A 16,378-nucleotide genomic window follows, 5' to 3' on the forward strand; every position below is an offset into this window, starting at 1 on the left:
TTATATGAGCGAGCACAACGAGCATCAGCAGCGGCCGGAGACGGCCGCTGCATCTTCACCGGCCTCGGGCTGGGCGATCGAGCTTGAGAAGATCAACAAGCGCTTCGGGCCCGTCCACGCCAACCGCGACATCGATCTCAAAGTGGCGCGCGGCACCATCCACGGCATCGTGGGCGAAAATGGCGCCGGCAAGTCGACACTGATGTCGATTCTCTACGGTTTCTACTCGGCCGATAGCGGCGTGATCCGCGTCAACGGCGCCGAACATGCCATCACTGACAGCCGCCATGCCCTGGCGCTCGGTATCGGCATGGTGCACCAGCACTTCATGCTGGTCGACAATTTCACCGTCCTCGAAAATGTCATCCTGGGCGCCGAGGATTCCGGCCTGCTCAAGCCCAGCCTCGATCGCGCCCGCAAGGAGCTCGACCGGCTGGAGCGTGAATACGACCTCGAGGTCGATCCCGATGCGCTTGTCGAGGATATTTCGGTCGGCTCGCAGCAGCGCGTCGAAATCCTCAAGGCGCTGTATCGTGGCGCCGATATCCTCATCCTCGACGAACCCACCGGCGTGTTGACGCCGTCCGAGGCCGACGATCTGTTCCGTGTGCTCGAAACCCTGCGCGAGCAGGGCAAGACGGTGATCCTGATCACCCACAAGCTGCGTGAAATCATGGCCATCACCGACAATGTCTCGGTGATGCGCCAGGGCCAGATCGTGGCGACGGTCAAGACATCGGAGACCAACCCTGAACAGCTCGCCGAGCTGATGGTCGGCCGCCGCGTGCTGTTGCGCGTCGAAAAGGGCGCGGCCAATCCTGGCAAGGAACTGCTCGCCGTCGAAAATCTCGTGGTCGCCGACGATCTCGGCGTGGTCCGCGTCAAGGGCGTGAGCTTCTCCATCCGTGCCGGCGAGATTGTCGGCATTGCCGGCGTGTCCGGCAATGGCCAGACTGAGCTGCTCGAAGCCGTGTCCGGCATGCGCGACCAGCGCTCTGGTCGCGTCATGCTCAAGGGCCAGCCGCTGGAATTGCGCGGCGACGACGGCGCGGCGCGGGCGCGTGCTGCCGGTCTCGCCCACGTGCCGGAAGATCGTCAGCGCATGGGGCTCGTCACCGCCTTCGAAGAATGGGAAAACTCCATCCTCGGTTACCAGGACAGTCCCGAATACGGCAAAGGCATGCTGCTCGATATCGGCGCGGCCAAGCGCCAGGCCGAAGAGCGCATCAAGCTGTTCGATGTGCGCCCGCCCAATAACCGGCTCAAGACCTCGCTGTTTTCAGGCGGCAACCAGCAGAAGATCGTGCTGGCCCGCGAGATGGAGCGCGATCCGGATGTGCTGATCATCGGGCAGCCGACGCGCGGTGTCGATATCGGCGCAATCGAGTTCATCCATAACGAAATCATCAAGATGCGCGACGAGGGCAAGGCCATCCTGCTGGTCTCGGTCGAGCTCGACGAAATTCGCTCGCTCGCCGACCGCATCGTCGTCATGTTCGACGGCCAGGTCGTCGGCGAGGCCGATCCCGCCACCGCCACCGAAGGCGAGCTGGGCCTGTTGATGGCCGGCATCGGCAATCAGAAAGCCCCACGCGGCCTGGGCATCGCCGAACAGGGACCCCTGCCATGAGCGCCGCCCGTCCGCTACCCAAATGGGCCGACATAGCCCTGCTGCCGCTGCTCAACCTGGCGCTGGCCTTCGTCGTCTCCGGCCTAGTCGTGCTGATGATCGGCCAGAACCCCATCGATGCCATGGCGGCCATCGTCACCGGCGCCTTCGGCAACGGTTTCAACTTCGGCTACACGCTTTATTACACGACGAACTTCATCTTCACCGGCCTTGCCGTGGCCTTCGCCGCCCATGCCGGTCTGTTCAATATCGGCGCCAACGGCCAGGCCTACATTGCCGGCCTCGGCGTGATCCTGGTGGCTTTGGCGCTGCAATATACGCATTGGACGCTGGTGATGCTCGCCGGCATCGGTGCTGCAGCGCTGTTCGGCGGCTTCTGGGCCTTCGTGCCCGGCTGGCTGCAGGCCAAGCGCGGCAGCCACGTGGTGATCACCACCATCATGTTTAACTTCATCGCTTCGGCGCTGATGGTCTACATGCTCAACCGCGTGCTGAAGCCGGCTTCGTCCATGGGCCCTCAGTCCGAGACGATCGCGCCATCCGGCCAGATGCCGCAGCTCGGCGATTTCTTCGCGCCGTTCAAGAGCACCCCGGTCAACCTGACCTTCTTCCTGGCGATCATTGCGCTGGTCGCGGTCTATGTCGTCATCTGGCGCACCAAGTTCGGTTTTGCCATGCGCACGCTGGGCCACAATCCGGTCGCCTCGCGCTATGCGGGCATATCCAATTCGCGCATGATCATGATCGTGATGACCATATCCGGCGCGCTGGCCGGCATGGTGGCGGTCAACGAAGTACTGGGCGTGCAGAACCGCCTGGCCCTCGACTTCGTCGCCGATGCCGGTTTCGTCGGTATCGCCGTGGCGCTGATGGGCCGCAATCACCCCATCGGCATCGCGCTGGCCGGCCTGTTGTTCGGCGCCCTCTACCAGGGCGGCAACGAGCTGCAATATGTGATCCCCGGTCTCGACCGCTACATGGTGGTGGTCATCCAGGCTCTGGTGATCCTGTTCACCGGCGCCATGGAGGGTCTGCTGCGCCCGTCGCTGGAACGCACCTTCATGCTGTTCTCGCCTGAGCAGAAGGCGGAAGCCGTCAAGCGCGAAACCGCGACGACGGAGAGCTGACATGGATTACCAAAGCATCCTCTCCCTGCTCGACGCCACCATTCGCCTTTCCACACCCTTGCTGCTGGCCTGCCTTGCCGGCATGTATTCTGAGCGCGCCGGCGTGTTCGATATCGGCCTTGAGGGCAAGATGCTCGCCGCCGCCTTCGCCGCAGCGTCCGTGGCGGCACTGACCGGATCGGCCTGGCTCGGTCTGGCTGCGGGCATGGGTGTGTCGCTGATGACGGCCCTGCTGCAGGGCGCTGCCGCGATCACGCTCAAGGGCAACCAGCTCATTGCCGGCGTTGCCATCAACATGCTGGCCGCCGGCCTCACCACTTTCCTCGGCCAGACCTGGTTCCAGCAGGGTGGGCGCACCCCGGCCTTGAGCGCTGGCGGGCGTTTCACCCCGATAACCTTGCCATTTGCCGAAGAGCTGCGCGGCGTGCCGGTCATCGGGCCGATCTATTACGATCTGATCTCGGGTCACTACCTGCTGGTCTATGTCGCCTTCCTCATGGTGGCCGTCACCGCCTATGTGCTGTTCCGCACTCGCTTTGGCCTGCGCCTGCGGGCGGTGGGCGAGAACCCCAAGGCTGTCGACACCGCTGGTATCTCGGTGGTGAAACTGCGCTATCAAGCGGTCATCATCACGGGTTTGCTCTGTGGACTTGCCGGGGCCTATTTCTCGATCGCGCAAGGCTCCGGCTTCGGCAACAACATGACGGCCGGCAAGGGCTTCATCGCCCTCGCGGCGCTGATCTTTGCCAAATGGAAGCCTGTCCCGGCCATGTTCACCTGCCTGCTGTTCGGCTTCCTCGATGCCCTGCAGATCCGCCTGCAGAATGCACGGCTGTTCGAGATCGAAATCCCGGTGCAGGCGATCCAGGCGCTGCCCTACGTGCTGACGGTCATTCTGCTAGCCGGCTTCATCGGCAAGGCCGTGGGCCCCAAGGCCGGCGGCGTGCCCTATACCAAGGAGCGCTAGCCCACGGGCAGCGCAGAGGACGTATCGATGGCGAAGACACCGACCGACCAGGCCCTGTTCAAGGCCGCCGAAGCCATTCGCGCCAAGGCTTACGCCCCCTATTCGCGGTTCCATGTCGGCGCGGCGATCCTGGCCGATGACGGCAATATCTATTCCGGCTGCAATATCGAGAATGCCGCCTATCCGCAGGGCAACTGCGCCGAAGCGTCGGCCATCGCGGCCATGATCGCTGGCGGCGGCAAGCGCATTACCCGCATCTATGTCACCGGTCCGGGCTCCGCCCCGGTCACCCCCTGTGGCGGGTGCCGGCAACGCATCCGCGAATTCGCCGAACTTGACGTGCAGGTGATTTCCCACGGCGTCGACGGCACCCCGCTCGTCTGCACCCTCGAACAACTGTTGCCGCACTCGTTCGGCCCCGAGTACCTACCCAAATGACCAAAGCCAGCAAGACCATCACCAAAATCGCGGGCAAGGAGCCCATTGCCGCCGCCATCGTGCTCGGCTCGGGCCTGTCGGCCATTGGCGATCTGCTGACCGACAAGGTCGCCATCCCCTATTCCGAGCTGAAGGGCTTTCCCGGCGGCGGCGTCTCCGGTCACGGCCGCGACCTGCTCATCGGCACCATGGGCGGCAAGCGCGTCGCCATTCTCTCCGGCCGCGAGCACTATTACGAACACGGCAACGCCGCCGCGATGCGCCCGGCGCTCGAAGCCATGGCCGATATCGGGGCCGAAACGCTGCTGCTGACCAATTCGGCCGGCTCGCTCGATGAGCGCTTCCGTGCCGGCGACCTGATGCTGATCTCCGATCACATCAACTATGCCGGCATGAACCCGCTGATCGGTGAGCCCACCGACCGCCGCTTTGTGAACATGGTCAACTGCTACGCCCCCGACCTGCGCGCCAAGGCGCAGGGCCTGGCCGAACGGCTCGACATCAAGCTCGGCGAGGGCATCTACCTCTGGTATTCCGGCCCCAGCTTCGAGACCGTGGCCGAAATCCAGATGGCGATCCGGCTGGGCGCCAATGCCGTCGGCATGTCGACGGCACCAGAAGTCATTCTCGGGCGTTTCCTGGGCATGAAGGTCTGGGCCTGCTCGTCCATCACCAATATGGGCGCGGGCCTGTCGACCGAAAACATCAGCCATGAGCACACCAAGACCATGGCAGTGCAGGGCGCGGAGAAGCTGAAAAGGCTCATACCCGCGCTGGTGGAGGAGCTATGAGCCTAAGGGTCGTCGACAACAAGCACACCGATACGCCGCATAAGCGCAATCCCGGGTATCCGCTCGATCTTGATTGGGTCGAACGCGTCCGCATGAACCGCTCGGCGCTGGAGCGCCGCGCCGGGTCAATCGGCGCGCGCCGCACGGTCAAGAAGGACTATCAGCTCGCCTGGTTGCTCAAGGCGATCACGCTGATCGACCTGACCACGCTCAATTCCGACGATACCGATGGCCGCGTCGAGCGCCTCTGCGCCAAGGCGCGCCATCCGCTGCGGACCGACATCGTCGAAAAGCTCGGCGTTGGCAATTTGCGCATCCTGCCCGGCGCCGTCTGCGTCTATCACCCCTTCGTCAAGACGGCGGTGAACGCCCTTGAAGGCACCGGCATTCCCGTGGCCGCCGTTTCCACCGCCTTCCCGCATGGGCTCGCGCCCATCGAGACCAAGCTCAAGGAAATCGAATACTCCGTCGCCGATGGCGCCAAGGAAATCGACATCGTCATCGAGCGCGGCATGGTTTTGCGCGGCGAGTGGCAGGCGCTCTACGATCAGGTGAAAGCCTTCCGCAAAGCGTGCGGCGACGCCCATATCAAGACCATCCTGGGCACCGGCGAACTGGCCACCCAGACCAATATCGCCAAGGCGAGCCTGGTCTGCATGCTGGCTGGCGCCGATTTTATCAAGACCTCGACCGGCAAGGAAAAGGTCAATGCCAACCTCGTGACCTCGCTGACCATGATCCGCATGATCCGCTGGTTCGCCGAGGAGACCGGTATCGAAATCGGCTACAAACCGGCCGGCGGCATCGCCCACACCAAGGACGCGCTCAACTACATGGCGCTGATGAAGGAAGAACTGGGTAGCAAGTGGCTGCAGCCGCATCTGTTCCGGTTTGGGGCGAGCTCGCTGCTGACCGATATCGAGCGGCAGCTGGAGCACGGTCTGACCGGGCACTATTCGGCGGATTATCGCCAGCCGATGGTTTGATACTGAACGTCTTGCTAACCCACGGTGTCATCCCCGCGAAAGCGGGGACCTCCGTTTCGGGATGGCTCGGCAAACAGAGGTTCCCGGCTTCGCGGGAATGACGCGGTGGTGAAAGTGCCTCACGGGAGGATCTGAAATGAACAAGATCGCGCAAATCTTCCAGTCGCTCGACTACGGCCCGGCCCCTGAGGGCCCCGAGCAGGCCATCGCCTGGCTCGATAGCCACGGCCGCAAGTTCGGCCATTTCATCGACGGCAAATGGACCAAGCCGGGCAAGACCTTCTCGTCCGACAATCCCGCCAATGGCGACAGCCTGGCGCAGATCACCGATGGCACGGCAGAAGACGTCAACGCCGCGGTCAAAGCCGCCCGGGCCGCCTTCAAGAGCTGGTCGTCCCTCTCCGGCTACGAGCGCGGCAAATATCTCTACGCCATCGCCCGCGCCATCCAGAAGCACAGCCGCCTCTTCGCCGTGCTCGAAACCATGGATAATGGCAAGCCGATCCGCGAAAGCCGCGATGTCGATATCCCGCTGGTCTCCCGCCACTTCTACCACCATGCCGGTTGGGCCCAGCATTTGAGCCGCGAATTCCCCGATGCCGTGCCCTACGGCGTCTGCGGCCAGATCATCCCGTGGAACTTCCCGCTGTTGATGCTGGCCTGGAAGATCGCTCCGGCGCTCGCCGCCGGCAACACGGTGGTGCTCAAGCCCGCTGAATTCACCTCGCTGACGGCGCTGCTCTTCGCCGAAATCTGCGAGCGCGTCGGCCTGCCCAAGGGCGTGGTCAATATCGTCACCGGCGAAGGCGACACCGGCGCGGCCATCGTCAACCACCCTGACATCGACAAGATCGCATTCACCGGCTCGACCGAAGTCGGCAAGATCATCCGCGCAGCGACCGCAGGCACCGGCAAGGGGCTGAGCCTCGAGCTGGGCGGCAAGTCGCCCTATATCGTCTTTGAAGACGCCGATATCGACAGCGCCATTGAGGGACTGGTCGATGCCATCTGGTTCAACCAGGGCCAGGTCTGCTGCGCCGGCTCGCGCCTTCTCGTGCAGGAGAGCATCGAGGAGCGCTTCATCGCCAAGCTCAAGACCCGCATGGCCTCGCTCCGTGTCGGCGATCCGCTCGACAAGTCGGTTGATATCGGCGCGCTGGTCGCGCCGGTGCAGGTCGAGCGCATCCGTGACTTGATGAAGCGCGGCGCCGCCGAAGGCGCGGTGATCTACGAGGCAGGCGGTCCAGTCCCGGCCAAGGGCTGCTTCCTCAAGCCGGCACTGGTCACCAATGTCTCGCCCGCCAATACGCTGGTGGCCGAGGAAATCTTCGGGCCGGTGCTGGTCGCCATGAGCTTCCGCACGCCGGAAGAGGCGGTGGCGCTTGCCAACAATACCAAGTACGGCCTCGCGGCGACGATCTGGAGCGAGAACATCAACCTGGCGCTCGATATCGCCCCCAAGATCAAGGCCGGCGTGGTCTGGATCAACGGCACCAACAACTTCGACGCTGCCGTCGGCTTCGGTGGCTACAAGGAGAGCGGTTTCGGTCGCGAAGGTGGTCGCGAAGGTATGTCGTCGTACCTAAAGCCTGCATGGGAGAAGGAGCTGAAACCCGCTCCATCAGCCAAGGCTGTTGCGGCCAAGGCTGCCAACCCGCTCGATGAAACCCATATCGACCAGACCGCCAAGATGTATATCGGCGGCAAGCAGGCGCGCCCGGACAGTGCCTATACCCGCGCCGTGCTCGACCCCGCAGGCAAGCTGATTGGCGAAGTCGGCGATGGCAACCGCAAGGATATCCGCAACGCTGTGGAAGCCGCCCGCGCCGCGCTGGGCTGGTCGACCACGGCTGCCCATTCCCGTGCGCAGATCCTCTACTTCCTCGCAGAAAACCTCGACTACCGCCGCGACGAATTCGCTGCGCGGATCAAGGCGCAGACTGGCGAGGACGGGGCAGGTGAAGTCGCGCTATCGGTCGAACGCCTGTTCGCCTTTGCCGGCTGGGCCGACAAGTATGATGGCGCCGTGCACAATCCGCCGCTGCGTGCGGTTGCTGCTGCCATGATCGAGCCGCTGGGCGTGATGGGGGTGGTCGCCCCGCCAAGCCGGCCGCTGCTGGGATCGATTGCGCTCATCGCCCCGGCTCTGGCCATGGGGAATACTGTGGTCCTGGTGCCATCCAGCCAGTCGCCGCTGAGCATGACCGATCTCTATCAGGTCATCGAAACCTCGGATGTGCCATCAGGCGTCATCAACATCGTCACCGGGGATAGCGTGGCTTTGGCCAAGACGCTGGCCGACCATGATGGCGTCGATGGCCTGTGGTTCGCCGGCAATGCCGAGGCTTCGGCTATGGTCGAGAAGGCCTCTGTGACCAACCTCAAGCAGACCTGGACCAGCCGGGGGCTGTACTACGATCTGGCGGATCGCCGGTTCGAGGGGGACTACTTCCTGGCCCGGGCGACCCAGGTCAAGAACGTGTGGATTCCGTACGGGGCGTGACGAGGCACCCGCCCGAAGGGCTGGTGCCTCGACCTTGTCGGTCTATTCGGTCTGGCAAGTGAAGTTTGCTGCCAGATCGGCGCCGTCTGCGCCCTCATTGTAGTGGGGATAGGCGGGGTATTCGCACATCGGGCGGCTTCGGCCGGCCGTGCCCTCGGCAACGTCGGTCGTGACCAATCCGTCCGGGGCGGCGCCTGTCTCCACCCAGTTTTCAAGCGCGGTAAGCGGATCCCAGCGCATCACGAACTGGCCCGAACCATGCCCGAAGCCGGGCACCAGATAGTAGCGCATGAACTGCTGCGCCTTCTCGCTGCCCATGGCCTCGACAACGCGCTCGTAATATTCGGTCGTGTTGTGCGGCGTGATGGCGAAGTCGGTGGTGCCATGCATCAGCAGCATCTTGCCACCAGCATCTGCAAACGGGGACAGGTCGGGTTCGTTGGCGTCGACCAGTTCCGAAACCTGCTTCACCCGATCGGCCCAGTCCGCCGGGTCGAATTCAAACGAGTTATAGGCCGGGTCGCGCGTGATGGCGAAACGGATCAGCGGGTCCGAGAGAACGGCGAGACCAAAATCGGCCACCGGCGCCGGCGGCACGCTGGCTTCGGGCCTTTGTCCCATGCCCCACAGACCATAGAGATCGCCACCCTCGAAGATCGGCCAGCGGGCAAAGCCGGTTGCGCCCCCCTGCAGTTCAACCGGCGACTCCCAGCGCGAGTTGATGACGTTCAGCGCCGTGATCTGCGCGCCGGTGAAGCAGGTATCCGCCGCAACATCGCCCTCGCAGCGCAGGCTTTCGATATCGAAGCCGGCATTGCAGGCGGCGACATTGGAGATAAGGCCATCCTCCAGTCCATCCAGCCCGTCACAGGCTGCCAGAACTGCGCCGTTCAGCAGTTCCACGCCGGTCGGGCTTACCCAGGCGCCCGGCTGGTACAGGGCCTTGCCCGCCATGTTGCCCGACATTTGCAGGGCCGAGAACGGATTGGCAGGGTGCGTCACCAGGGCGCCGTCGTAGTCGGCCGGCCAGCGCTGGATGGCCAGCAGCCCCTCGTGTCCGCCCTGCGAGTTTCCCTGGAAGTAGGTGTATTCTGGCGCAGCATCGTAGAATGCCTTGATGGCTGCGAGTGCCACATCATGCGTCTTCTTGAGCTGCAGCCCGCCGAAATTGGCTAGAGCCTCGTCGTTCAGCAGGAAAGTTCCATCGACGATGAATGCCGATTGATGACCGCTGTCGCTGCCGAATGTCGCATAACCGCGGGCAAGGGGAGTGGGCGCATCGTCGGCACCGAACGAGACCTGGCCGGTCGCTTCGATCAGCGCACCATTATAACCACCGCCGCCGAAATGCAGAGCCTTCTTGTTCCAGCCCAGCGGCAGGTTGACCTGGAAAATGATGTCGGGGGCGGCCGGGTCGACCGGATCAATGGCGCCATTGACCTTGCAATAGGCGCCGCCCGCCACCGCCGCATCTTCGACCAATTGAGCAGAATAGACGTCCGCGCCGCCCGATGGCGTTCCGATCTCGGCCGCTGCCACGCTCAATCCCCGCAAACCGCCGCAGCGCATGGCCTCCGGAGACGGTTGCTGCTGCGCGAGCGCGGGCGAGGTCGCCAGCAGCAGGCCCGTGAGGGTCAAAGGTATTGTCGTCCTCATAGTGTCTCCTCCATTTGATGCCGGTGCCCTCTGCGGGGTGTGTGGCGGGACGAGTATTCCGGGCACGCAGGCGCACGTCCAATGAGAAGGCCAGGATCGCGCATAAGCGCCAGGTTATTTCCGGGCAACCTTGCTTGCCTCGTGGAGCCACGAGTGATTGAGTGCGGCGATAGGTAGAAGACATCACCGGTACAACGCTCTCTATGGTTTTTCTCCCGCAGGAAGTCATCCTCAAAAAGCGCAACGGCGAGGCGCTCGCGCCCGCTGAAATTGCCCAGTTCATCGCTGGCTTCGCTGAAGGCACCGTGTCCCATGCGCAGGCCGCCGCCTTCGCGATGGCGGTGTATTTCCGCGATATGACCATGCCCGAGCGGGTGGCGCTCACCCTCGCCATGCGCGATAGCGGCGCGGTGCTCGATTGGTCCGATCTTGATGGCCCGGTGGCCGACAAGCATTCCACCGGCGGCGTCGGTGACAATGTCAGCCTGATGCTAGCCCCGATCCTGGCTGCCATCGGTATTTATGTGCCGATGATTTCCGGCCGTGGCCTCGGGCATACCGGCGGGACGCTCGATAAGTTCGATGCTATTCCCGGCTACACCACCAGCCCCGACAACGCCCTGTTCCGCAAGGTGGTCAAGTCTACCGGCTGCGCTATCATCGGCCAGACCGCCGATCTCGCCCCTGCCGACAAGACGCTTTATGCCATTCGCGACGTCACCGGCACGGTGGAATCCATTTCGCTGATCACTGCCTCGATCCTGAGCAAGAAGCTCGCGGCCGGACTCGGCGCGCTGATCCTCGACGTCAAGACCGGCTCGGGTGCCTTCATGCCGACGCTGGACAAGTCGCGCGATCTAGCCAGAAGCCTGGTTGAGGTCGCCAATGGCGCGGGCCTCAAGACATCAGCGCTGATAACCGACATGAACGAGCCGCTGGCATCAGCCGCGGGCAACGGGCTGGAAGTGCGCAACGCCGTCGATTTTCTCACTGGCAAGCATCAGGATGCCAGGTTGCGCGAGGTGACGCTGGCCCTCTGCGCCGAACTCGCTGCCATGACGGGCATCGCGCCTGATGTCCTTTCGGCCCGCAAGTTGGTGGAAGACGCGCTTGATAGCGGCCGCGCCACGGAGCGCTTTAGCCGCATGGTCACAGCGCTTGGCGGTCCGGCCGACTTCGTCGAACAGATGGATAGGCACCTCGCTGCGGCGCCCATCATACGCGACGTCTTCGCATCGGGGCCGGGCACCATTGCTGAGATCGATACGCGCGGCGTTGGTATGGCCGTGGTTGCTCTTGGCGGTGGCCGCACAATGCCAACGGACAAGATCGACCATACTGTCGGATTTGACCGTCTGCTCGGCCTTGGCGCCCGCGTCGATATGACGATCCCCATCGCTCGCATCCACGCTCGCGACGAGGCATCGGCCGCTGACGCTGAAGCGCGCCTCAAATCCGCCTACAGGCTCGGCGATAGCGCGCCCGTCTTCCCGCTGATTGCCGACCAAATTGCGCCGACCTAAGTTCCGTCGCCTCCCTCCCTCTTGAGGGGAGAGAATGAGGGAGGTGGCCGTTCGCTTATGGACACCACCCCCGCCCCTCCCCTCAAGGAGGACGGGAGCCAGACATCTAATCAGGAGCCTGCCATGCCCCGCGCGATACTCTGCATTCTCGACAGCGTCGGCATTGGCGGTGCGCCGGACGCCCACAAGTATGGCGATGTGGGCTCCAACACTTTTGGCCATATCGCCGAATGGGCCGCATCAGGCAAGGCCGATCGTGCCGGCCTGCGGGCGGGGCCGCTCAACGTGCCCAATCTCGATGCAATGGGCATCGGTGCGGCGATCAAGCTATCGACAGGCACCCTGCCGCCCAACCTCTCGGCGCAGGCCAAGGGTGGCCGCTTCGGCGTGGGCCGCGAAGTGTCAAAGGGTAAGGATACGCCCTCAGGCCATTGGGAAATTGCGGGCGTCCCCGTGCCTTTCGACTGGGGCTACTTCCCGCAATCCGAACCGACCTTTCCGCCCGAGCTCATCGCCGAATTCGTCAAACGCGCCAAGCTGCCCGGTATCCTCGGCGACAAGCATGCCTCCGGTACCGACATCATCGCTGCGCTCGGCGAGGAGCATATCCGGTCCGGCAAGCCGATCTGCTACACTTCGATCGACAGTGTCTTCCAGATTGCCGCCCATGAAGGCGCCTTCGGCCTCGAACGGCTCTACGAGATCTGCCAGATCGCCTTCGAGCTGACCGCGCCGCTGATGATTGGCCGCGTCATCGCCCGCCCCTTCGTCGGCGAGGATGCGACGAGCTTCAAGCGTACGGGCAACCGCCGCGACTTCGCCATCTCGCCGCCCGAGCCGACGCTGCTTGACCGCAACCAGGCCGCCGGCAACCAAGTCTATGCCATCGGCAAGATTTCCGACATCTATGCCGGTCATGGTGTGACCCACCAGATGAAAGGCACCGGCCTGCCGCAGCTTTTCGACAAGACGCTCGACGCCATGGAAATGGCCGCCGACAACGCCTTCATCATGACCAATTTCGTCGATTTCGACAGTGAATACGGCCACCGCCGCGACGTGCCGGGCTATGCCGCAGCGCTCGAATATTTCGATTCCCGCCTGCCAGAGCTCATCGCCAAGCTGCGTCAGGACGACTTGCTGGTCCTCACCGCCGATCACGGTAACGATCCGACCTGGTCGGGCACCGATCATACGCGCGAACAGGTGCCGATCCTGGTCTTTTCCCCAAGCCTGTCACAAGGCGAGATTGGCATTCGCCCCACCTTCGCTGATATAGGTGAGAGCATTGCCCACTGGCTCGGCCTCGCGCCCGGCCGCCACGGCAAATCTTTCCTCTAGGCCTCGGGGTGATCTCATGAGCAACGTAACCGTCATCGATCACCCGCTGATCCAGCACAAGCTGACCATCATGCGCAACAAGGAGACCTCCATCGCGGGGTTCCGCCGCCTGCTGCGCGAGATCGCGCATCTGATGTGCTATGAGGTGACGCGCGATCTCGAACTGGAAATGATCCCGATCGAGACGCCGATGGCGCAGATGGACAGCCCCGCCATCAAGGGCAAGAAGCTGGTCTTCGCCTCCATCCTGCGCGCCGGCAATGGCCTGCTCGATGGCATGCTTGACCTCGTGCCCGCCGCCCGCGTCGCCCATATCGGCATCTATCGCGATCACGAGACGCTGGAGCCGGTCGAATATTACTTCAAGGCGCCGTCCCACCTCGAAAATCGCCTGATCATCGTGGTTGATCCTATGCTGGCTACCGGCAATTCGGCGACAGCCGCGATCGAGAAGCTCAAGGAACGCGGCGCCAACAATATCCGCTTCCTGTGCCTGCTGGCGGCGCCCGAGGGCATCGCCAATTTCACCGCAGCGCATCCTGATGTGCCGGTGTTCACGGCGTCGATCGACAGCCATCTCAACGAGAAGGGCTATATTGTCCCCGGCCTGGGTGATGCGGGCGATCGGATGTACGGGACGAAGTAGGCAGCGCCGGGTGAGGGGGCCTTTGCTGGCTGGGTGCGTGGGGAAGGCCCCCTCACCCGACCGAAGACGGTCGACCTCTCCCCCAAAGGGAGAGGTAAGAAAGCCTACTTCGCCTTGAGCGGCAGGCCTAGGGCGATCAGTTCCTTGCGCGTCGTTGCCGGGTCCTTGAAGTGGATGCCATGCATGCCAAATTTGCGCGCCGCCACGATGTTCTGCTCGCTGTCGTCGATGAAGACGCAGTTGTCGGGCGCCAGGCTATAGCGCTCACAGAATACGCGGTAGAGCCGCGGATCGGGCTTTACCAGGCCTTCCAGACCCGAGACGATAACGCCGTCGAACTTCTCGAGGAACGGCCATTCGGGCAGGCAGCTGACCCACTTCTCCCACGAGAAGTTGGTGATGGCGAAGGTGGGGATTTCCTGCTCGACCAGCTCGTTGTGGATGTCGATTGTGCCATGGATGAACTCGCCCAGCGTTTCCTTCCAGCGCAGGTCATAGGCCTGGATTTCGCGCCAGTACTTCGGAAAGCGGGTGATGAGCTTGGCCACGCCTTCCGAATAGATTTCACCGGCGTCGAATTCGAGGTTCCAGGCCAAAGTGCAGATATTGTCCTGGAACCACTGCGCATCCTCCTCGGTGTCGAAGAGTTTGCGGAACAGGTACATCGGGTTCCAGTCGACGAACACGCCGCCAAGGTCGAACACGGGAACGAGCGTATCGGTCATATCAAGGGCTGCCGGAAAGGGGATGATGCCCGGCTTGTGGCACGGGGGTCCAGCAGGTGCAAGCCGTACCGCAGCTACTGCAGCGTGATGCTTCCACCGAAGCGCGGTAGATAGAAATTCTCCCGGTAGAGTTCGATCTCTTGGTCGAACACAATGCCATAGAGCGGCTTGTAGAACGCGCGGCTCTCGGCGACGATCACGTACTCTCCCCGAGCGATGTCGACAATTTCGTCGGGGAGCCCGGTGTAGTCGCTGTTTTGGGCATGGGCGCCGGTGCCTTGCGGCGCCTGGTGAACGTAGCGGCGTGACCAGACTACTGTCGGGGTCTCGTCGGTGTTGAGCGGCACAAAGATCTGCGAGATGATCTGTTCGAGGTTTTCGTCCGGGTAGGGGGTCATGATGCCACCGGCGACCTTGACGTAGTCATTGAGCTCCGCGACGGTGATTGACTCCTTCGAGCGGGCCACCAGATCGCCGACCGCACCCGATACCGACTGGACCTTTCGGTCCACCGAGATCAGGGCACTCGCCTCCACCATGCCGACATAGACGAACAGCATGATCGGCAGGATCAGTGCGAACTCCACCGCCGCCACACCGGCGTTGGCGGCGCGGAACTGCCTGGCCCATTGCATTAATTTTTCGAGTGTTGCCATCAGGTGAATGGCTCGTTGCGGAAGACGGTCGATGCGCTCATTAGGCGCTTGTTGCCTGGCAGGTTGCCCAGCGTCATATCCCCCAGGCTGATCATGATGGGCCACTTGTAGTAGACCTGCACCATCATGATGCTGCCGCCACCCCCGGACGAGTACTGCTCGTCGCGCGTCCATTGCGCGTCGCAGTTTTCTTCGCAGCTCCAATCAATGGGTGGGCTGATTGTCGCCGAGTCGAAATCGGTGATGGTCTGGACTTCGACATGCAGGTCCGTCTCGCAATTGGGGAACAACCCATAGACTCGCGCGCAGATGCGGCTCTTGAAGTCTTCAGGCGCCGACATCATGCCCTGCGCCTGGCCCGTGCGGATCAGTCGGCTGACATCCTGCGTGGCGCTTTCCAGAACCTGCCCGGAAAGAAACACAACGGAGGTTTCCAGGATAGCGCCCACGATGGAGAAGAACGGCAAGGCAAGGATGGCAAATTCGATCAGGGTCGCGCCGCGCTCGTCGCGCGCAAAGTCGCGCCGGCGCTGCCGCAGCCTCCGTCCGATCAGCGATCCAAGTCTGGTGGCCATCGGGCACGCCCTGTTGCTTTGCGCGAAGGCTAGCGGGGCATGACTAATCGATGGTTAGGAAGTCCGCGTTGGCGCGGGCCAACTGGCCGGGGGGTTAACGGGGCGTTACCGGCGGCGTTAGCTTATTGACCGATGCTCTGAACGATCTGCGAGGACGCCACCGCCGCACCGGAGAAGCCGGCATCGTCGCCCATCATGATGATGTTCTGGCAAACCGGCGCGCAAGCCAGGCTCGTGCGGGCTTGGCCCTGGTAGACCGTGGTGACGCCGGCCTGCATCTGCACCACTTCGATCATCGTATCGGCGATGGGGTTGCCGGCCTTGTCGAGGACGATCAGGTTGGTCTGGCCGTAGCTCTTGCCGGTCAGGATCAGTGTTTGCGGATCCTGGATAGTGACGTCGGCAATGCCCGGATTGCCAACGATCACGGTGGCGGCCGAGGCGTTGATGCGCAGGATGCGCGCCATGTTCACATTGACATTGATGGGCGCCCCATCGACCGCCATGGCCGGCGCCGACAGAAAGCCGGACCCGAGCGACAGGCAGAGGGCAAAGGCGGCGGCGAGGTTTGGGCGCATGGCTGATCCGACGGTACTGATACGCGATGAAGTGTATTTTCTGCTCGAATGGTGAATAATTGGCAAACGCGAATACCGGTGCTCTATCTGCGTCCAGGCAATTGTGAGGACGCCGAAGGGGAGTAACGCGTGGGCAGAATTGGAATTTTCTTTATAGGTCACAGTATCTAAGCACATCTATCAACTATACTGGCTCGGCTTGTCATAGGATAAAATGCAACATAATGCGTTAAGTC

General features: G+C 62.9%; 15 protein-coding genes. 10 read left to right on the forward strand and 5 right to left on the reverse strand.

Annotation, left to right across the window (positions count from 1 at the left end; genetic code table 11):
• Positions 1-4 precede the first annotated feature (4 nt).
• From IM737_RS15635 to IM737_RS15665, 7 genes are all read left to right on the forward strand, one after another.
• Entirely contained in the window at positions 5-1,630 is a 1,626-nt protein-coding gene (locus IM737_RS15635; RefSeq protein ID WP_236895382.1) for an ABC transporter ATP-binding protein, read from the forward strand.
• Complete coding sequence (locus IM737_RS15640; protein WP_236895384.1) at positions 1,627-2,757, forward strand: ABC transporter permease; 1,131 nt, start codon at positions 1,627-1,629, stop codon at positions 2,755-2,757. Before IM737_RS15635 ends, IM737_RS15640 begins: the two co-directional genes overlap by 4 nt.
• Before the next feature lies 1 nt (position 2,758).
• On the forward strand, positions 2,759-3,724 hold the full coding sequence (locus IM737_RS15645; RefSeq protein ID WP_236895386.1) for an ABC transporter permease: 966 nt from the start codon (positions 2,759-2,761) through the stop codon (positions 3,722-3,724).
• A 27-nt stretch (positions 3,725-3,751) separates the two neighbouring features.
• Positions 3,752-4,162, forward strand: a complete 411-nt coding sequence (locus tag IM737_RS15650; protein ID WP_236895388.1) for a cytidine deaminase — start codon at positions 3,752-3,754, stop codon at positions 4,160-4,162.
• Positions 4,159-4,953 (forward strand): purine-nucleoside phosphorylase, encoded by a 795-nt coding sequence (locus IM737_RS15655; RefSeq protein ID WP_236895390.1) that lies wholly within the window; start codon positions 4,159-4,161, stop codon positions 4,951-4,953. Before IM737_RS15650 ends, IM737_RS15655 begins: the two co-directional genes overlap by 4 nt.
• Entirely contained in the window at positions 4,950-5,939 is a 990-nt protein-coding gene (deoC, locus tag IM737_RS15660) for a deoxyribose-phosphate aldolase (protein WP_236895393.1), read from the forward strand. The genes IM737_RS15655 and deoC overlap by 4 nt, the downstream gene beginning before the upstream one ends.
• A 136-nt stretch (positions 5,940-6,075) precedes the next feature.
• A complete protein-coding gene (locus IM737_RS15665) occupies positions 6,076-8,442 on the forward strand; it encodes an aldehyde dehydrogenase family protein (RefSeq protein WP_236895395.1) in 2,367 nt (788 codons plus the stop codon).
• Between the two features lie 42 nt (positions 8,443-8,484).
• On the opposite strand, the gene IM737_RS15670 is transcribed toward IM737_RS15665, so the two are convergent.
• Positions 8,485-10,080, reverse strand: a complete 1,596-nt coding sequence (locus tag IM737_RS15670) for a tannase/feruloyl esterase family alpha/beta hydrolase (protein ID WP_236895398.1) — start codon at positions 10,078-10,080, stop codon at positions 8,485-8,487.
• Between the two features lie 221 nt (positions 10,081-10,301).
• On the opposite strand from IM737_RS15670, the gene deoA reads away from it, so the two are divergent.
• The 3 genes from deoA (at position 10,302) to upp (ending at position 13,608) form a co-directional block, all read left to right on the forward strand.
• Positions 10,302-11,621: a thymidine phosphorylase gene (gene deoA / locus IM737_RS15675; protein ID WP_236895400.1), complete on the forward strand. Its 1,320-nt coding sequence runs from the start codon at positions 10,302-10,304 to the stop codon at positions 11,619-11,621.
• A 123-nt stretch (positions 11,622-11,744) separates the two neighbouring features.
• Positions 11,745-12,962 carry a phosphopentomutase gene (locus IM737_RS15680; RefSeq protein ID WP_236895403.1) on the forward strand — a complete coding sequence of 406 codons (1,218 nt, stop codon included), beginning with the start codon at positions 11,745-11,747 and terminating at the stop codon, positions 12,960-12,962.
• Positions 12,963-12,978: 16 nt separating this feature from the next.
• Positions 12,979-13,608 (forward strand): uracil phosphoribosyltransferase, encoded by a 630-nt coding sequence (gene upp / locus IM737_RS15685; protein ID WP_236895405.1) that lies wholly within the window; start codon positions 12,979-12,981, stop codon positions 13,606-13,608.
• Between the two features lie 104 nt (positions 13,609-13,712).
• Here the strand turns inward: upp and IM737_RS15690 are convergent, their stop codons facing one another.
• From IM737_RS15690 to IM737_RS15705, 4 genes are all read right to left on the reverse strand, one after another.
• Entirely contained in the window at positions 13,713-14,333 is a 621-nt protein-coding gene (locus IM737_RS15690; RefSeq protein WP_236895407.1) for an HAD family hydrolase, read from the reverse strand.
• Positions 14,334-14,407: 74 nt separating this feature from the next.
• Positions 14,408-14,989 (reverse strand): TadE/TadG family type IV pilus assembly protein, encoded by a 582-nt coding sequence (locus tag IM737_RS15695; RefSeq protein WP_236895409.1) that lies wholly within the window; start codon positions 14,987-14,989, stop codon positions 14,408-14,410.
• On the reverse strand, positions 14,989-15,564 hold the full coding sequence (locus tag IM737_RS15700) for a TadE/TadG family type IV pilus assembly protein (protein ID WP_236895411.1): 576 nt from the start codon (positions 15,562-15,564) through the stop codon (positions 14,989-14,991). Before IM737_RS15700 ends, IM737_RS15695 begins: the two co-directional genes overlap by 1 nt.
• A gap of 122 nt (positions 15,565-15,686) precedes the next feature.
• A complete protein-coding gene (locus IM737_RS15705; protein WP_236895413.1) occupies positions 15,687-16,142 on the reverse strand; it encodes a pilus assembly protein N-terminal domain-containing protein in 456 nt (151 codons plus the stop codon).
• Between the last annotated feature and the right edge of the window lie 236 nt (positions 16,143-16,378).

The sequence above is a fragment of the Devosia sp. SL43 genome (genome assembly GCF_021729885.1).
Classification (GTDB): Bacteria; Pseudomonadota; Alphaproteobacteria; order Rhizobiales; family Devosiaceae; genus Devosia.